Consider the following 16,877-nt stretch of genomic DNA (forward strand, 5'->3'; position numbering starts at 1 on the left):
GGGGGTGGGAATGTATGGGGGTTGGACCGAGGGCCGGACTTGGATCAGGTTGGGCTCCGTCGTACGGACCGGAGACGCCGTGGCGGACCCACCGATAACAGAAAACTTCCCGGGGAGGGACGACAGGGATGACAGAGCCGACAGGGCCCCTGACCAACTGGGCGGGCAATATCACCTACGCCGCCAAGGAACTGCGACGCCCGCACTCGCTCGACGCGCTCCGCACGCTCGTCGCGCGGAGCGCGTGGGTGCGGGTGCTCGGCAGCGGGCACTCGTTCAACGAGATCGCCGACCCGGGCAGCGAGGGCGTCCTGCTCTCGCTGACCGCGTTGCCGCCGTCGGTGGAGGTGGACACGGCGGCCAGAACCGTGCGGGTGGCGGGTGGCGTGCGGTACGCGGAGCTGGCCCGGCGCGTCCATGAGCACGGGCTCGCGCTGCACAACATGGCCTCGCTGCCGCACATCTCGGTGGCCGGCTCGGTGGCGACGGGCACGCATGGTTCGGGGAACGCCAATGGCTCGCTGGCCTCGGTCGTACGCGAGGTCGAGCTGGTCACCGCCGACGGCTCGACGCTGACGATCGGTCGTGGCGACGCGCGCTTCGACGGTGCCGTGACCGCCCTGGGCGCGCTCGGCGTGGTCACCGCGCTCACCCTCGACCTGGAGCCGGCGTTCGAGGTCGCCCAGCATGTGTTCACCGAGCTCCCGCTGGCCGGGCTGGACTTCGATGCCGTGTCGGCGACGGCGTACAGCGTGAGCCTGTTCACCGACTGGCGGCAGCCGGGCTTCGTCCAGGCGTGGGTCAAGCGGCGCACCGACCAGCCGCTGAACGACTTCCCATGGGCCGCGCCCGCCGCCGTGGCCATGCACCCGGTGCCGGGCATGCCCGCGGAGAACTGCACCCAGCAGTTCGGTGTGCCGGGCCCCTGGCACGAGAGACTGCCGCACTTCCGCGCCGAGTTCACCCCGAGCAGTGGCGCCGAGCTCCAGTCGGAGTACCTGCTCCCGCGCCCGTACGCGCCGGACGCCTTGCGTGCCCTCGACGCGATCCGTGAGACGATCGCCCCGGTTCTGCAGATCTGCGAGGTCCGCACGGTCGCCGCCGACGGCCAGTGGCTGACCCCCTCGTACGGACGGGACACCGTGGCCTTCCACTTCACCTGGATCGAGGACACGACCGCGGTGCTGCCCGTGGTGCGGCAGGTCGAAAGGGCGCTCGCCCCCTTCGATCCGCGCCCGCACTGGGGCAAGGTGTTCACCACGCCCCCGTCCGAGCTGCGCGAACGCTATCCGCGGATGGGCGCGTTCACGGCCCTGGCCGAGGAGCTGGACGCGGCGGGCACGTTCCGGAACAAGTTCGTCCGGGAGATGCTCGGCCTCTGACGGCCGGCACCTCGCGAACGGCTTCGGCCATCACAGCGGCCGGCTCCCGCCGCCGGAAAGACTTTCAACAACCCCTTTCCTAACCCCTTGTCGAAAGTCGGTGCAGGCCATAGCCTTGCGCCGCGCCGAGGCCGACGTGCCCCGGCATCGGCCTGAAAGGATCGAGGGGGCACCCGGTGAAGCGCACTTCACGCGACATACGCACCGCGAACCGCTATGGGGTGCTGCGCGAGATCATCGCCGAGTCGCCCACATCCCGGCAGGAGCTGGCGGCCGCGACCGGGCTGAGCCTGGCCACGGTCGCCACACTGGTCGGCGAGCTGCTCGACCTCGGCCTGCTCACCGAGGTCGGGTTCGAGGACTCGGCGGGCGGGCGCCCACGAGGGCTCGTGGCCGTCAACGCGTCGGGGGGCGCGTTGATCGGCGTCGACATCGCGGAGACATACGTCCGCGTCGAGCTGTTCGACCTGGCGCTGAACGTACTGGCGCGGGCCGACGAGGACATGCGCCCAGGTGAGAGCCACCCGGCGCAGGTCGTCGGACATGTCGCCACGGCCGTCGGCTCGGTGGTCGCGCAGGCCGGCATCGAGGGCGCGCGCGTCCTCGGGGTCGGGGTCAGCGTGCCGGGCCAGGTGGACCGGGAGGGCGGCGTCTCCGAGTACGCCCCGAACTGGGACTGGCACGACGTGCCGCTGCTCGACCTGCTCTCCGAGCACATCACATATCCCCTGTACCTGGACAATCCGTTGCGCGCCTGCGCGGTGGCCGAGCTGTGGTTCGGGGCGGCCCGCGGGCGCGGCGATGCCGTGGTGGTAAACCTCGGCACCGGAGTGGGTGCCGGGCTCGCGCTCGGCGGCGGCCTGCACCGGGGGGTCAGCAACAGCGCGGGCGAGTGGGGGCACACCACGCTCGTCCTGGACGGGCGGCTGTGCCACTGCGGCAACCACGGATGCGTGGAGACGTACGTGGGCGCGCCCGGAATCATGCTGAACCTTCGGGAGATGAGCCCGCGCAGCCCCCTGCTCCATCCCGAGGACCAGACGTCGACCATCAACGCCCTGGCCCGGGGCGTCGCCGCCCATGACCCGGTGGCGATCAAGGTGGTCCGGGACACGGCCCGTTACCTCGGTGCCGGCATCGCGGACCTGGTGAACCTGCTCAACCCCGAAGTGGTCGTGCTCAGCAGCTGGGTCGCGGCCACGCTCGGCGAGCCGCTGCTCGAGGAAGTGCGCGAGGCGGTGGCCCGGCACGCCCTGAAGCGTCCGTTCGCCGCCACCGAGATCGTCCTGTCCCCCATCCCCACCGACCCGGTCTGCTTGGGAGCCGCGACGTTCGCCCTCGAGGGCGCCCTGTCGGCGGTCACCCAGAAGTCCAACCGCCGAACCATCCCCGCAAGAAGCCGTACCGCACCACCTGCGTGACGACGGAAGGGATGCACCATGCCCCGCACCACCAGATCGATCCTCGCGACGGCCTCGGCCGCGCTGGCTGTCACGGGGGCCCTGATATCCGCCCCGCCCGCGAGCGCCGCCGGTCCGGCGGACGCCGAGGTCTCCCCGCACGCCGCTCAGACCATCGACAACATCGGTGCCTCGGGCGCGTGGTGGGTCAACGATCTCAAGAACTTCGACCCCAAGGTCCAGGCCCGGGTGGCGAAGCTGTTGTTCTCCTCCGACGGGCTGGACCTGAGCAACTACCGCTACAACATCGGCGGTGGCGGCACGGACGTCACCACCCCGTCCCGCGCGCCGGAGGACTTCCACAACGCCGACGGGACGTACGACTGGAGCAAGGACAAGGGCGGCCGTACGTTCCTCGCGTACGCGGCCAAGTACGGCGTCGAGGACCTGGTCGCGTTCGTGAACAGCGCGCCCGCCGAGTGGAAGACCAACGGCAAGAGCTGTGGCGGGTATCTGAAGACGGAGAACACCGGGGACTTCGCCGAGTACATCGCCGACGTCACCGACCACTTCCGGGGGCAGGGCGCGAAGTTCGACTACATCAGCCCCTTCAACGAGCCGACCAACAGCTTCGACAGCTGCGGCCAGGAGGGCATGCTGGTGCCGGTCGACCAGCGCGACGACATCGTGCGGGCGCTGGGCGCCGAGCAGCGGGCGCGCGGCCAGAAGACCGGCATCATCGCCGACGAGTCCAGCAGCACGGTCGGCTTCAACACCGAGGTCCCGCAGTGGATCTCGCAGCCGGGCACAGCCCAGTACGTGTCGAAGCTGGCCCACCACACGTACAACAACCCCGATGACAGCCAGCGGGCGAAGATCTACGAGACGTCGCAGTCGGTCGGCAAGCGGTCCTGGTCCACCGAGATCTGCTGCTTCGGCAAGGGCGGCACGGGCTGGGCGCAGGAGTACGACCCGACCATCGACGGCGGCCTGAACCTGTCGCGGATCATGTACAAGGACTTCGCGACCGCACACGACTCGGCGTTCCACTGGTGGGTCGCGCTCTCCGAGATGATCGGCAGCGACCCGTACGCGCGAAACGACGAGGGCTGGAACGACGGCCTGATCTACTACGACCCCGACTACGCCACGAACGGCAATCAGACGCTGTACTTCACCAAGCGCTACTACGCGCTCGGCCAGTACAGCAAGTTCGTGAAGCCGGGTGCGGTCGCGCACAACGTGACCGGCGCGCCGGACGGTGTCGAGGTCTCCACCTACGACAGCAAGGGCAAGTGGGTGGTCGTGGTCAACAACCACAACGCCACGGACACGGCCCTGAACCTGAACTTCAACAGCAAGGATCCGTTGACGGCCGGGCAGGCCGTCCGCACCTCGGCCACGGAGAACTGGGCCTCGGTCGCCAAACCGTCCGTGAAGGGCGGCAAGGTCTCCGCCAAGCTCGCCCCGCGCTCGATCACGACGTACGTCCTCGACCAGAAGGGCTACGGCGGTTCGGCGGTCACGGGCGCCTGGCAGGGCGAGCAGTCCGGCAAGTGCCTGACGGCGGACGCCTCGGGTGCCGCCGTCAACACGTGCACGGGTGAGGCCGCGCAGGACTGGTCGTACGACGCCAAGGGCGCGCTGAAGAGCGCGGGCGGGTGTCTGACGGCCGGGAGTTCGGGTCTCGCCCTCGCGGAGTGCACGAACGCTCCCGAGCAGAAATGGCTGTTGAACGCGAACGGCCAGATGGTCGGCGAGGCGTCCGGCAAGTGTCTGGACGTCAGTGGCCAGGCGACCGCCGACGGCAGCAGGGTGATCCTCTACAGCTGCTCGGGCGGGGTCAATCAGGCCTGGTCGAAGGTGTGATGCGCACCATGTCACCCCACTGAGGAGTGGTGTGCGGGCCGCTGGTGCGGCGGCCCGCACGCCCCGAATGTCCGGCATCCCGAACGTTCCACAACGCTTCGAACAGACTTCGTCCAACCCCTTGCCGAAGCCTTAGCCGAAGGTTAACGTCCCGCACCGCAACACCATTTGAGCCACCTGGCGCGAGCCAACTGGCAGTGAGCCGTAGCGCCGCAGCCGCACTTCGAGACAAGGACGTCAGCATGTCGGCAATGAGCAGCAACAATTGGGACCGCCGATCCGTACTGCGGGCCGCCGCCGGCCTCGCCGCCCTCGGCCCGCTGGCCGCGTGCGGCGGCAACACCGGCCGCGCCAACGGTTCGGGCGAGGTCCTCACGCAGTACTTCCACGCGTACGGCGAGGCCGGCACGCAGGAGGCCATCAAGCGGTACGCGAAGGCCTACAAAGAGGCCAACGTGTCCACTCAGTGGATCACCGGCACCAACTTCGAGAGCAAGCTGTTCTCGGCCCTGCTGACCAAGAACGCGCCGGACGTCTTCGAGTTCCACCCGCAGCTCCAGCTCATCAAGAGCGGTCAGGTGGCGCCGCTGGACGACATCATCAACCCGGTCAAGGACGACTTCAATCCGGCCGACATCAAGTCGCACACGGTCGACGGGAAGATATACGGCGTCCGCATGATCGACGACCCGCAGTTCTTCTTCTACCGCAAGTCGATGCTGGAGAAGGCGGGCGTGGACGTCCCGCAGACCCTCGAAGAGCTCGCCGAGGCCGCCGAAAAGCTCACCACCGACAAGGTCAAGGGCCTGTTCCTCGGCAACAACATGGTGTCGACGAACTACGCCCTGGTCTGGGCGGCCGGCGCCGACCAGCTCAACGCCAAGAACGAGATCGCGTACCACACCGACGAGGTGGCCGCGGCGCTGAAGGTGTACCGCAAGATGTTCACCAGCGGCCACCTGCTCCTGGACGCCCCCGCCGACTACTGGGACCCCTCGGCCCTGGTCCAGGGCCTCACCGCGATCCAGTGGTGCGGTATGTGGGCGATGCCCGTGATGCAGAAGGCCCTCGGCGACGACCTCGGCATCTTCCCCTTCCCCTCGGCTGCGTCCGGCGCCAAGCCCGCCGTCTACAACGGCGGCTGGTCGATGTTCGTCAACGCCAAGGGCAAGAAGGTCGACGAGGCCAAGGAGTACGTGAAGTGGCTCTGGATCGACCAGAAGAAGTACCAGGAGGACTGGGCGCTCAGCTACGGCTTCCACGTCCCGCCGCGCATCTCGATCGCCGAGTCCGCGACCAAGCTCAAGTCGGGCCTGCCCGCTGAGGGCGTCAAGCTCTTCTCCGACTACGGGCGCTTCGACAACATCAACTGGACCCAGGCGATGATCACCGCGCTCGAGGGCGTGATCGCCGACGCGGTCCGCAAGGGCGTGGACCCGGAGAAGGCCCTCGACACGGCCGACAAGAAGGTCAACCGTGAGCTCAAGAAGCTCTTCGGATAGGCCCGCGGACAGGTAACGACATGTCGACCACCACGACGCGTGACGCCACGCGCCCCGCCTCGGCCAAGGTCTCCCCGACCAAGCCGCGGCGGGGCGCGCAGGGGCGCACGCTCAACTTCTGGCTCTTCACCGGCCCGTTCCTCATAGGCCTGGTGATCTTCGTCTACATCCCCATCGGCTGGAGCATCTGGCTCAGCTTCTTCGAGGCGCGGTACACGGTCACGCCGAGCACGTTCATCGGCTTCGACAACTACAAGCAGATGCTGACCAACGGTGACTTCGTCAGGTCGCTGGGCACCTTCACCGTCTTCGCCGTCATCATCGTGCCGGTCACCTGGGCGCTGTCGCTCGGGCTCGCTCTGATGGTGCACAGGCTGCGCTTCATGAAGGCGTTCTTCCGGTCGGTCTTCTTCCTGCCGACGGCGTGCAGCTTCGTCGCCGCCTCGCTGATCTGGAAGATGTCCATCTTCAGCGGTGTCCGCTTCGGCCTGGCGAACACCGTCCTCGGCTGGTTCGGGATCGAGAACATCGCCTGGCTGGCCAACCCGAACCCGCCCTGGTACTGGCTGGTCATCGTCACCGTCCGTCTGTGGCTGCAGGCCGGCTTCTACATGATCCTGTTCCTGGCGGCGCTGCAGAACATCCCGCCGGAGCTGTACGAGGCCGCCGCCATCGACGGCGCCAAGCCGGGCTGGCAGACCTTCCGGCACATCACCCTGCCCCAGCTGCGGGCGACGTCGACCGCCGTGATCCTGCTGCTGCTCGTGGCCGCGTACCAGGCCTTCGACGAGTTCTTCAACCTGCTCGCCAAGACGACATGGGGCCGCCCTCCCCTCGTCGAGCTGTACTACACCGCCCTGGGCGACAACCAGGACTACGGCGCCGGCAGCGCGGGCGCGGTCATCCTGACCCTGCTCATCTGCACAGTGACCCTGCTCCAGGGCAAGTTCATGGGCTTTGGAAGGGGGGACGAGTCCAAGTGAGCACCACGACCGAAGTACGCGACCCGGTGGAGGCACGGACCCTGCGCAAGGCGGGGAAGAAGCCGGGCCGCGGCGTGATCAGCAGCGCCGGACTCTACTGCGCCACCGCCGTCTGCGCGTTGCTCTTCCTGATCCCCTTCTATCTGATCGTCCGCAACGCCCTGTCCACGGACGCCGAGATCACCGGCGAGAACTGGAAGTTCTTCCCCACCGACATCCAGTGGGGCAACATCAGCGAGCTGTTCAGCGACAACACCGTGCCGTTCGCCACGTCCCTTTGGAACTCCGCGGTCGTCGGCGTCCTGCACACCGTGGGCACCCTGCTGGTCTGCTCGCTGGCGGGCTACGGTCTCGCCCGCATTCCGTACAAGCACGCCGACAAGATCTTCTACGCCGTGCTGGTGACGCTGATGGTGCCGGCCGCCGTCACCTTCGTCCCGAGCTTCGTGCTGGTCTCGTCGCTCGGCTGGGTGTCGAGTCTGCAGGGTCTCATCGTTCCGGGGCTGTTCAGTGGTTTCACCTGCTTCCTGTTCCGGCAGTACTTCCTTGGGTTCCCCAAGGAGCTGGAGGAGGCGGCGCGGGTGGACGGGCTCGGGTACTGGGGCGCGTACTGGCGCATCGTCGTGCCCAACTCGCTGAACTTCTTCGCCGCGATGGCCACCATCACCTTCATCAGCGGCTGGAACGCCTTCCTTTGGCCACTGGTCATCGGCCAGGACCAGGAGGCGTGGACGGTCCAGGTCGCGCTCTCCTCGTACATGACCAACCAGACCGTCAATTTCCATCTGATCTTCATGGCCACGGCCATTTCGATCCTGCCCCTGGTGCTTGTGTTCCTCTTCCTCCAGCGATGGCTGGTGCAAGGGGTCGCGCAGACCGGCATCAAGGGATGAGCTAGGAGACCGATGTCTTTCCGCACGCCCCCCTCCGTCGACTACGTCGAGGATTTCTCGCCCGGGAACGGGGCACTGCCGCCCCGCGCCTGGTACGCGTCATCGGACGCCGCATCCCTTTCACTCAACGGCAGCTGGCGTTTCCGCCTGTCGGCGACCGCCGACGCCGAGGACGACTCGTTCGCGGAGGACGGGTACGACGCCGGGGACTGGGCCGAGGTGTCGGTCCCGGGCCACTGGGTCCTTCAGGGCGACGGGGCCTTCGGCTCGCCGATCTACACGAACCACCTCTACCCCTTCCCGGTCGACCCGCCGCGCGTGCCGACCGAGAACCCGACCGGTGACCATCTGCGCGTCTTCGACCTGCCGGACGACTGGCCCGCGCTGACGGAGGGCGGCTCGGTACTGCGCTTCGACGGTGTGGAGTCCTGCGCCCGGGTCTGGCTGAACGGCACGGACATCGGGGAGTTCAAGGGCTCCCGGCTGCCGCACGAGTTCGCGGTCGGCCATCTGCTGAAGCCCACGGGGAACGTGCTCGCGGTCCGGGTCCACCAGTGGTCGGCGGGCTCGTACCTGGAGGACCAGGACCAGTGGTGGCTGCCCGGCATCTTCCGGGACGTCACGCTCCTGCACCGGCCGGCGGGCAGCGCGCTCGACTTCTTCGTGCATGCCTCGTACGACCACGTCGGCGGCCTCGGGACGCTTCGCGTCGAGTCCGACGTGGACGGCAGGGTCACCGTGCCTTCCCTGGACATCGATGTCGCCACCGGCGAGTCCGCGACCGTCCCCGTCGAGCCGTGGACCGCCGAGACGCCCCGCCTGTACGACGGCGTGCTGGTCACGGAGGGCGAACGCGTGCCGCTGCGGATCGGTTTCCGCACGGTCGCGCTGGAGGACGGCCTGATCAAGGTCAACGGCAGGGCGATCCTCTTCAAGGGCGTCAACCGGCACGAGTGGCACCCGGAACGGGGCCGCGCCCTCGACCTGGAGACGATGCGCGAGGACGTGCTGCTGATGAAGCGGCACAACATCAACGCCGTCCGCACCTCGCACTATCCGCCCCACCCGGCCTTCCTCGACCTGTGCGACGAGTACGGCCTGTGGGTCATCGACGAGTGCGACCTGGAGACCCACGGCTTCACCGAGCAGGCCTGGCGCGACAACCCCGTGGACGACGACCGCTGGACCCCGGCGCTCCTCGACCGGGCGGCCCGCATGGTCGAGCGCGACAAGAACCACCCGTCGATCGTCCTGTGGTCCCTCGGCAACGAGGCCGGCACGGGGCGCGGCCTGACGGCCATGGCCGAGTGGATCCACGGCCGGGACAGCTCTCGGCTCGTGCACTACGAGGGCGACTGGGGCTGCCGGGACACGGACATGTACTCGCGGATGTACGCGGACCACGCCGAGGTCGAGCGGATCGGCCAGGGCCTGGACGGCGGACCGCACCAGCGGCGCGGACTGCCCTTCATCCAGTGCGAGTACGGGCATGCCATGGGCAACGGTCCCGGTGGCATCGCCGACTACCAGCGGCTCTTCGAGGCGTACGACCGGCTGCAGGGCGGCTTCATCTGGGAGTGGATCGACCACGGGATCAAGCACCCCGAGCTGGGGTACGCCTACGGCGGCGACTTCGGCGAGGAACTGCACGACGGGAACTTCGTCTGCGACGGACTGGTGTTCCCGGACCGGAAGCCGTCGCCGGGCCTGGCCGAGTACAAGAAGGTGATCGAGCCGGTCCGTATCGAGGGCGACGGCGGCGACGGCACCGTACGGGTGACGAACAGGTACGACTTCGCCGACCTGTCCGCGCTGGCCTTCGAGTGGGCGTACGACGTCGACGGCGAGACGGTCGAGGCGGGAGCCCTGTCGGTGCCCGCGCTCGCGCCGGGCGAGTCGGCCGAGGTGAAGCTGCCGGAGCCGCCCGCGCACGGCCGGGGCGGCGAGACACAGTGGACGGTACGGGCGCTGCTCGCGGGCGACACCGCGTGGGGGAAGAAGGATCACGAGGTGGCGTGGGCGCAACTGCCCATCACCGAGCGGTCGTCGTTGCCGTCCGTCCCGGCGAGCGAGGGCCCCTCGGCGAGCGAGCGACAGATCCGTCTCGGCCCGGCGTCCTTCGATGTCCGTACCGGGGCGCTGCTGACCATCGGCGGCATCGACGTGACGGGCCTGCGTCTGGACGTGTGGCGCGCGCCCACCGACAACGACGAGGGCGCGAGCTGGCAGACCGGCGAACGCTACGGCGAGCTCTGGCGCAAGTACGGCATGCACCGTATGCAACACCGCTTGGACGGCGTCGAGTTGGGCGATGACGCGCTCACCGTACGGACCCGGGTGGCGCCCGCCGCCTGGGAGGTGGGCCTGCGCACGGTCTACCGGTGGACCTCCGACGGCTCGCGGCTGAAGCTGACCGTGTCCGTGGCGCCCGAGGGCGACTGGACGCTGCCGCTGCCGCGGCTCGGTATCCGTTTCGGGCTTCCGCGGGCGGACCGGGTCAAGTGGTTCGGCGGCGGCCCCGGCGAGGCGTACCCGGACACCAGGTCGGCGTCGAAGCTGGGACTCTGGCACTCCTCGGTGGACGAGCTGCAGACCCCGTACGTCCGTCCCCAGGAGAACGGCGCGCGGGCCGACACCCGCATGGCCGAGCTCGGCGGGCTGCGGATCGAGGGCGAGCCGGAGTTCTGGTTCACGGCCAGGCGCTGGACGACCGAGCAGCTGGACGCGGCCGGACATCTGACCGACCTGGAGCCCGGCGACACCGTGTGGGTCAATCTCGACCACGGCCAGCAGGGCATCGGCTCGCAGTCCTGCGGTCCGGGCCCGCTGCCGCAGTACGAACTGCGGGCGTCACCCGCCGAGTTCTCGTTCGTGTTCTCGAAAGATGCGTGACTGACACCGTCAACCGACCGCGGCCGTCCGGGACTTGATCCGGACGACCGCGGTCGTTCTCATGCGCACGCCAAAAAGAGCTGGCGCTCGGGTGTTCGCTACCTCCAGGATCGACGGGGTCTCGCCGCGACCGTGTGCCCGACCGGGCCGAACAAAAGTGACCAGAGCGACCAGGAGGACCGCCGCATGAGCGGAAGTATCGAGGTCCGTGGACTGTCCCGGACCTTCCACACCACCGTGCGGCGTCCCGGTTTTCTGGGCGGCGTCAGATCCCTGGTGAACCCGGAGCGGGTCGCCAAGGAGGCCGTGTGCGACATCAGCTTCGACGTGGCGCCCGGTGAACTCCTCGCCCTGCTGGGGCCGAACGGCGCGGGCAAGTCCACCACCATCAAGATGCTCACCGGCATCCTCACGCCCACGGCTGGCGAGGCGCGGGTCGCGGGCGTGGTGCCGTACGAGGAGCGGGAGCGCAACGCCCGTAACATCGGGGCCGTGTTCGGGCAGCGCACCCAGTTGTGGTGGGACCTGCCGGTGCGCGAGTCGTTCTCGATCCTCAGGGACATCTACGAAGTTCCGAAGGCCGAACACGCGGCACGCCTGAAGGAGTTCGACGAACTGCTCGCCCTGTCCTCCTTCTGGGACACCCGTGTACGGCACCTCTCCCTCGGCCAGCGCGTACGCAGCGACATGGCCGCCGCGCTGCTGCACGACCCGCCCGTGGTGTTCCTCGACGAGCCGACGATCGGCATGGACGTGGTGGTCAAGGAACAGGTGCGTGAGTTCCTCCGTCACCAGGTGGAGGAGCGCGGCCGCACCGTCCTGCTCACCACGCACGACATGACGGAGGTCGAGCGGCTCGCCGAGCGGGTCGTACTGATCAACCACGGGCGGCTCGTGCTGGACGGCACCCTTGACGAGATCCGCCGGAAGTTCGGCTCGACCTGGCAGGTGCGGGCCACGCTCGCCGATCCGCACACACCCGTCGAACCGTTGCCGGGGATCACGCTGCTGCGGCGGGAGGGACCCCAGGTGGTGTTCGGGCCCGACGGACCGACGGCACCGACCGTCCACCAGGCGCTGAAGCAGGTCATCGAGCGGTACGAGGTGACGGACATCGCTCTGGACGAGGCCGAGTTGGAGGACGTGATGCGGGCCGCGTACGTCCAGTCGGAGGTACGGGTGGAAGACCGGGCGGGAGGGGCGTGACCGTGGCCGTCCTGAGTGCCTGGCGGGTCGCCCGGGTCACGCCGCTCGGCGAGCTGCACACCCCGCCCCGTATGACCGCGGCGCTGCTCCGTCTCACCGTGCAGATCGTGCTGGTGGCGTCCCTGTGGCGCGGCCTGTACCACGCGACCGGCACCACCGCCGGACTCGACCGCGACCAGGCCGTCACCTACGCGGTGCTGGCCGTACTGGCCAGCCGCGTGAGGGAGTTGGACCAGTACTCGGGCCGCGACACCGTCCTGCAGCACATGCACTTCGGCACGATCGTCTACTGGTACCTGCGTCCACTGCCGCCCCAGCGCTACTACGCGCTGCGGGCGCTCGGCGAGCAGGTGTACGGGTTCGCCTGGGCGCTCGCCGGATACGCGGTCTGTCTGGCCGCCGGGGTGGTGCGGCCGCCCGGTTCGGCCGCCGTGGCAGGGGTGTTCGCGCTCAGTCTGCTGCTCGGCCAGCTGGTGATGTACTACGTCATGCTGGTCATCGACCAACTGTGCTTCTGGACGCTCCGCAACGGCGCCGCGATCATGATCCTGATCTTCGCGCAGAACCTGCTGTCCGGGGTGTACGCGCCGCTGTGGTTCTTCCCGGACTGGTTCATCACGCTGAGCGCCTTCCTGCCCTTCCAGGCGACGCTGAGCGTGCCGCTGTCGCTGTACGTGGGCCGGATCCCGTTGTCGGACGCGGGCTTCCAGCTCGCCGTGCAGGCGGGCTGGGTCGTGGTCCTTGCCCTGTTCACCCGGCTGCTGTGGCGGCGGGCCGCCCGGCGCGTGATCTCGCAGGGAGGCTGAGGTGTCATGTCGCTGAACGCCCTTCGCATCATCTGGCGCGTCACGCGTCTCAACTTCCGCGCCCAGCTGGAGTACCGCTCCGAGTTCCTGATGATGATCGCGATCGGCGCGATCTGGCAGGTGTCGGTGATCGTGTTCGCGACGGTCCTGCTGAGCCGGTTCACCGGGATGGGCGGCTGGGACAGCTCGGACGTCCTCCTCATCCCGGCGACGCGGATGCTGGCGCACGCGCTGTTCGTGCTGTTCCTGGGGCGGATGCACGGCGTTGGCCGGCACATCCAGGAAGGCAGGATCGACACGTATCTGGTCCGTCCCATGCCGGTCCACCGCCAGGTCCAGCTGGAGTTCTTCCCGACGAACGCGATCGGCGACATGACGGTGGCGGTCGGCCTCATGGTGGGCGCCCTGTCGCGCAGTCAGCTCGACTGGACGGCCGGCCGGATCACGTACCTCATCGCCTGCTTGATCGGCGGCATGCTCCTGGAGGCGGCCATGTTCACGGTGGTGGCCTCCGCCTCGCTGCGCTTCCCGGCCGCGGACTACTGGAGCCGCTGGCTGGAGGAGCTGCTCGGAACGTTCGGCAGTTATCCGCTGAACGTGCTGCCGAGGGCGGTGGGCGGCTTCCTGACGTTCGGGCTGCCGCTGGCGTTCGTAGCGTACTTCCCGGCGGCCGTGCTGACCGGGCACGGCGACAGCACCGGAGTGCCGTACTGGCTGGCGGCGGCCTCCCCGCTGCTGGGGGCGCTGGCGTATCTGGGGGCGCGGCTGCTGTGGAGGTGGAGTCTCGGGCACTACACGGGGGTGAACGGGTGACGAGCCTCACCCGGCCGACAGCAACGGAACGTTTCCGGGAGTGATCGCGCCAGGGTGAGCGATCACCACGGCGGCGACCTCGCTCGCCGTCCGAAGGGCCTCGGCGGGGGCCCTGCCGGTGATCCTGGCGGCGAGGTAAGCGCCGGCGAAGGAATCGCCGGCCGCCGTGGTGTCGAGGACACGGGCCGGTATCGCGGCCGGGGTGTGCTGAAGTCGGCCGCCGGTGAGCAGGTGGGCGCCGTCCGCCCCCGTTTTGACGATGACTTCGCGGGGGCCGAGGGCGGCGAGCCGCGCGGCAGCGGCCGCCGGGTTGGGGCAGTCGTGCAGGGCCGTCTCGTCCTCCCAGGAGGCGAAAACGATGTCGGCGAGCTCGGTGAACTGGTCCATCGCGTCGGCCGCGTCTGCGGGTGAACACCAGCCGCTGGGGCGGTAGTTGGTGTCGAAGCTGACCAGGGTGCCGCGCAGACGCAGTTCGCGCAGCCGGGTCGACAGAGCCTGGCGGGCTGGTGCGGAGGCGATCTGGAGGGTGATGCCGGACAGGTGGACGAGGTCGCCGGTGATGTGCTCGGCCCAGTCGGTGCCTGCGAAGAGCTTGCGGGCCGCGGAGTGGGAGCGCCAGTACGAGAAGCGCCGTTCCCCGTCGTCGTCGACCCGGACGGTGTAGAGGCCGGGCATGCCGCCCTCGACCGGGAGCGAGTGGTCGACCACGCCTTCCGTCAGCCACCGGGCGCGCATGTCGGCGCTGTACTGGTCGGTGCCGAGTCCGGTCAGATAGCCGACCTCGGCCTCCGCACACAGCAGTTGGGCCACCCGCCGCAGGTAGACCGCGGTGTTGTAGGTGTCTCCGGCGATACCCAGCCGTGCGGTGGTGGAGTCCAGGTGGGTCAGTTCGAGCATGCACTCGCCGACGCAGAGCACTCGGGTCATCGGTCCAGCACCTCGCGGACTCGGGCAGCGATGTCGCCCGTCGCGGTCAGATCACTGCCCACGCCGACGGCGAAGGCCCCGGCGTCGAGCCAGGCACCGACGTCGGTGAGCGGGATGCCGCCCGTGGGCATGATGCGGGCGTCCGGAGCCACGGCGAGGAGGGAGCGCAGGTAGGCGACGCCCCCGAGGTGGGCCGGGAAGAGTTTCGCGACTCCGTGCTGTGCCGCGCCGAGGATCTCGGTGGGCGTGGTACCGCCTTCGATCAACGGGACGTCGGTGCCGCGGAGTTGGTCGCGGACTTCGGGTACGAGGCATGGGCTGACGCAGAACCGTGCGCCCGCCGCCACGGCCTGCAGGGCGAGGCGAGGTGTGGTGACGGTGCCGGCGCCGACGCAGACGTCCGGGTGCCGGGCCGTGGTGGCGCGGACGGCGTCGTCCCATCCCTCGATGGTGGTGGTGAGCTCAATGACGTCCAGGCCTGCTTCGGTGAGCCGATCGACGAGGTCAAGGGCCGCTGCCGCGTTCCGTACGCGGACGACGGGCACGATCCGGGCGCGCCGGATGCGGGCGAACACGGACTCGGCCGAAACGGCCGCTGAGGCAGTGCCGGCGGTTGGTGAAGTCATGCGGTGACGCTTCCTTTCGCGGCGACACGCAGGGCGTTGGCGGCGATGGTGAGAGCGGGGTTGAGCGCGGCGGACGACGGGAAGCAAGAGCTGTCCACGGCCCAGACGTTGGTGAGGTCGTGGGCCCGGCAGTCCGGGTCGAGGACGCTGCGCGCCGGATCGGCACCCATCACCGCGGTGCCGCACTGGTGGGAGTTGGTCTCGATGCCCATCCGCTGAGTGAAGACCACGGGGTAGCCGGCTCGCCGCATCATGCGCGCGGTCCGCCGCACCAGTTCTCGATGGGGCCGCAGGTTGTTGGGTCGCCAGTGCACGTCGATGCGTCCCTCGGGACCGACGGTGATCCGGTTCGCGGGGTCGGGCAGGTCCTCGGTGGTGAGGTAGAGGTCGGTACTGCGGCGGGTCATCAAGTCCAGCACCGGGAGGGGTACGGAGCGCCGGGCGGCCTTGACCATGGGTGCCTGGATCTTGCCCAGCATCTGCAGGTTTCCCAGCGGGTAGGGCGTACTGGGTCCGGCGTTGTACCAGTCGTTGAGTCCCAGGGTCTTCTGGAAGTCGACCGGGTTGCGGCGCCGGGGGTCCACGGCGACCAGGAAGGTGCTGTTGTGCACCATGTAGTTCCGGCCGACCAGTCCGGAGGAGTTCGCCAGTCCGTGCGGATGGCGCTCGGAGGCCGAGGCAAGCAGCAGAGCAGCCGTGTTGACGGCCCCGCAGGCGAGGACGAAGCGGTCGGCACGGATACGGACGGGGCTGCCGTCGCGTTCGGCGACGGCTTCGGTGACGCGGCGCCCGTCCGCCGAGGTGAGCAGCCGCCGGACGGTGGTCCGGTTCAGCAGCCGCACGGTGGGGCTGCTCAGCGCGGGCCGCATGGCGCATGTCTCGGCGTCGCTCTTGGCCCCGTACGGGCACGGGAAGCCGTCACAGGTACGGCAGCGGACGCAGGTGCCGCCCTCGCGCAGGTCGACGCCGACCGGCATGGGGAACGGCCGCAGACCCTGCGCGGACATCGCTTCGGCCAGCCGGGCGACGGGCGGCTCGTGCGGCAACGCCGGGTAGGGGAAGCCGCCCGAGCGCCACGGCTCGGTGGGGTCGTGGCCCGTCTCGCCGTGGACGCGGTAGAGACGCTCGGCCTCGGCGTAATGCGGTTCGAGGTCGGCGTACGTCACCGGCCAGGCCGGGGAAGCACCGTCCTCGTGTTCGACGGTGCCGAAGTCCTGCTCGCGGAAGCGGGGAAGGCAGGCGCCGAAGACCTTGGTGTTGCCGCCTACGTAGTAGTGGACGCCTGGCTGGAACGGTCGGCCGGTGGCGGCGTCGTACCACTGCTCGGCGTTCTTGTATCGGCCGCGGAGGAACACCTCCGTCGGCGACTGGTTGGCGTCCTCGCGGGGCAGGAAGTCGCCGCGCTCCACGACCAGGACCCGGGCGCCGGAGTCCCGCAGGGCGTGGGCGAGGGTGGCCCCGCCCATGCCGGAACCGATGACGGCTACGTCGCACCGCACTGTGTCGTCGTCCAGTACGCCGACGACGCGCGGAGAGCGCGGTCCAAAGACAGCGAAGGCTCCGAAAGGCCCCGTCATG

13 protein-coding genes are annotated in these 16,877 nt (G+C 69.2%); 10 read left to right on the top strand and 3 right to left on the bottom strand.

Features of this window, described 5'->3' with window-relative positions; translation table 11 throughout:
- Positions 1–128 precede the first annotated feature (128 nt).
- The 10 genes from FGD71_RS01625 to FGD71_RS01670 all read left to right on the top strand — a co-directional run bounded on the left by FGD71_RS01625 (position 129) and on the right by FGD71_RS01670 (position 13,746).
- Complete coding sequence (locus FGD71_RS01625; protein ID WP_119098541.1) at positions 129–1,382, top strand: FAD-binding protein; 1,254 nt, start codon at positions 129–131, stop codon at positions 1,380–1,382.
- A gap of 176 nt (positions 1,383–1,558) precedes the next feature.
- Positions 1,559–2,803 carry an ROK family transcriptional regulator gene (locus FGD71_RS01630; RefSeq protein WP_119098542.1) on the top strand — a complete coding sequence of 415 codons (1,245 nt, stop codon included), beginning with the start codon at positions 1,559–1,561 and terminating at the stop codon, positions 2,801–2,803.
- An 18-nt stretch (positions 2,804–2,821) separates the two neighbouring features.
- A complete protein-coding gene (locus tag FGD71_RS01635) occupies positions 2,822–4,651 on the top strand; it encodes a glycoside hydrolase (RefSeq protein ID WP_119098543.1) in 1,830 nt (609 codons plus the stop codon).
- Between the two features lie 242 nt (positions 4,652–4,893).
- Entirely contained in the window at positions 4,894–6,153 is a 1,260-nt protein-coding gene (locus FGD71_RS01640) for an ABC transporter substrate-binding protein (RefSeq protein ID WP_119098544.1), read from the top strand.
- 20 nt (positions 6,154–6,173) lie between these two features.
- Positions 6,174–7,136 carry a carbohydrate ABC transporter permease gene (locus tag FGD71_RS01645; RefSeq protein ID WP_119098545.1) on the top strand — a complete coding sequence of 321 codons (963 nt, stop codon included), beginning with the start codon at positions 6,174–6,176 and terminating at the stop codon, positions 7,134–7,136.
- Between the two features lie 26 nt (positions 7,137–7,162).
- Positions 7,163–8,029, top strand: a complete 867-nt coding sequence (locus FGD71_RS01650; protein WP_119098625.1) for a carbohydrate ABC transporter permease — start codon at positions 7,163–7,165, stop codon at positions 8,027–8,029.
- Positions 8,030–8,041: 12 nt separating this feature from the next.
- Positions 8,042–10,921, top strand: coding sequence for a glycoside hydrolase family 2 TIM barrel-domain containing protein (locus FGD71_RS01655; RefSeq protein ID WP_119098546.1), 2,880 nt, complete (start codon positions 8,042–8,044; stop codon positions 10,919–10,921).
- A 186-nt stretch (positions 10,922–11,107) separates the two neighbouring features.
- Positions 11,108–12,127 carry an ABC transporter ATP-binding protein gene (locus tag FGD71_RS01660; RefSeq protein WP_119098547.1) on the top strand — a complete coding sequence of 340 codons (1,020 nt, stop codon included), beginning with the start codon at positions 11,108–11,110 and terminating at the stop codon, positions 12,125–12,127.
- A 2-nt stretch (positions 12,128–12,129) separates the two neighbouring features.
- Positions 12,130–12,933 carry an ABC transporter permease gene (locus FGD71_RS01665; RefSeq protein ID WP_119098626.1) on the top strand — a complete coding sequence of 268 codons (804 nt, stop codon included), beginning with the start codon at positions 12,130–12,132 and terminating at the stop codon, positions 12,931–12,933.
- Between the two features lie 6 nt (positions 12,934–12,939).
- The gene (locus FGD71_RS01670; RefSeq protein ID WP_181359099.1) at positions 12,940–13,746 is read left to right on the top strand and encodes an ABC transporter permease; all 807 of its coding nucleotides are present in this window, start codon (positions 12,940–12,942) and stop codon (positions 13,744–13,746) included.
- A 6-nt stretch (positions 13,747–13,752) separates the two neighbouring features.
- Here FGD71_RS01670 and FGD71_RS01675 read toward each other — a convergent pair whose 3' ends face one another.
- Genes FGD71_RS01675 through FGD71_RS01685 form a run of 3 tightly spaced genes read right to left on the bottom strand, consistent with a single transcriptional unit; the run spans position 13,753 to position 16,876 of the window.
- Complete coding sequence (locus tag FGD71_RS01675; RefSeq protein WP_119098548.1) at positions 13,753–14,673, bottom strand: sugar kinase; 921 nt, start codon at positions 14,671–14,673, stop codon at positions 13,753–13,755.
- Positions 14,670–15,299, bottom strand: a complete 630-nt coding sequence (locus FGD71_RS01680; RefSeq protein ID WP_119098549.1) for a bifunctional 4-hydroxy-2-oxoglutarate aldolase/2-dehydro-3-deoxy-phosphogluconate aldolase — start codon at positions 15,297–15,299, stop codon at positions 14,670–14,672. The genes FGD71_RS01675 and FGD71_RS01680 overlap by 4 nt, the downstream gene beginning before the upstream one ends.
- Entirely contained in the window at positions 15,296–16,876 is a 1,581-nt protein-coding gene (locus FGD71_RS01685; RefSeq protein WP_119098550.1) for an FAD-dependent oxidoreductase, read from the bottom strand. The genes FGD71_RS01680 and FGD71_RS01685 overlap by 4 nt, the downstream gene beginning before the upstream one ends.
- Position 16,877: the final 1 nt, after the last annotated feature.

Source organism: Streptomyces sporangiiformans, assembly GCF_005768555.2.
Taxonomy (GTDB): domain Bacteria; phylum Actinomycetota; class Actinomycetes; order Streptomycetales; family Streptomycetaceae; genus Streptomyces; species Streptomyces sporangiiformans.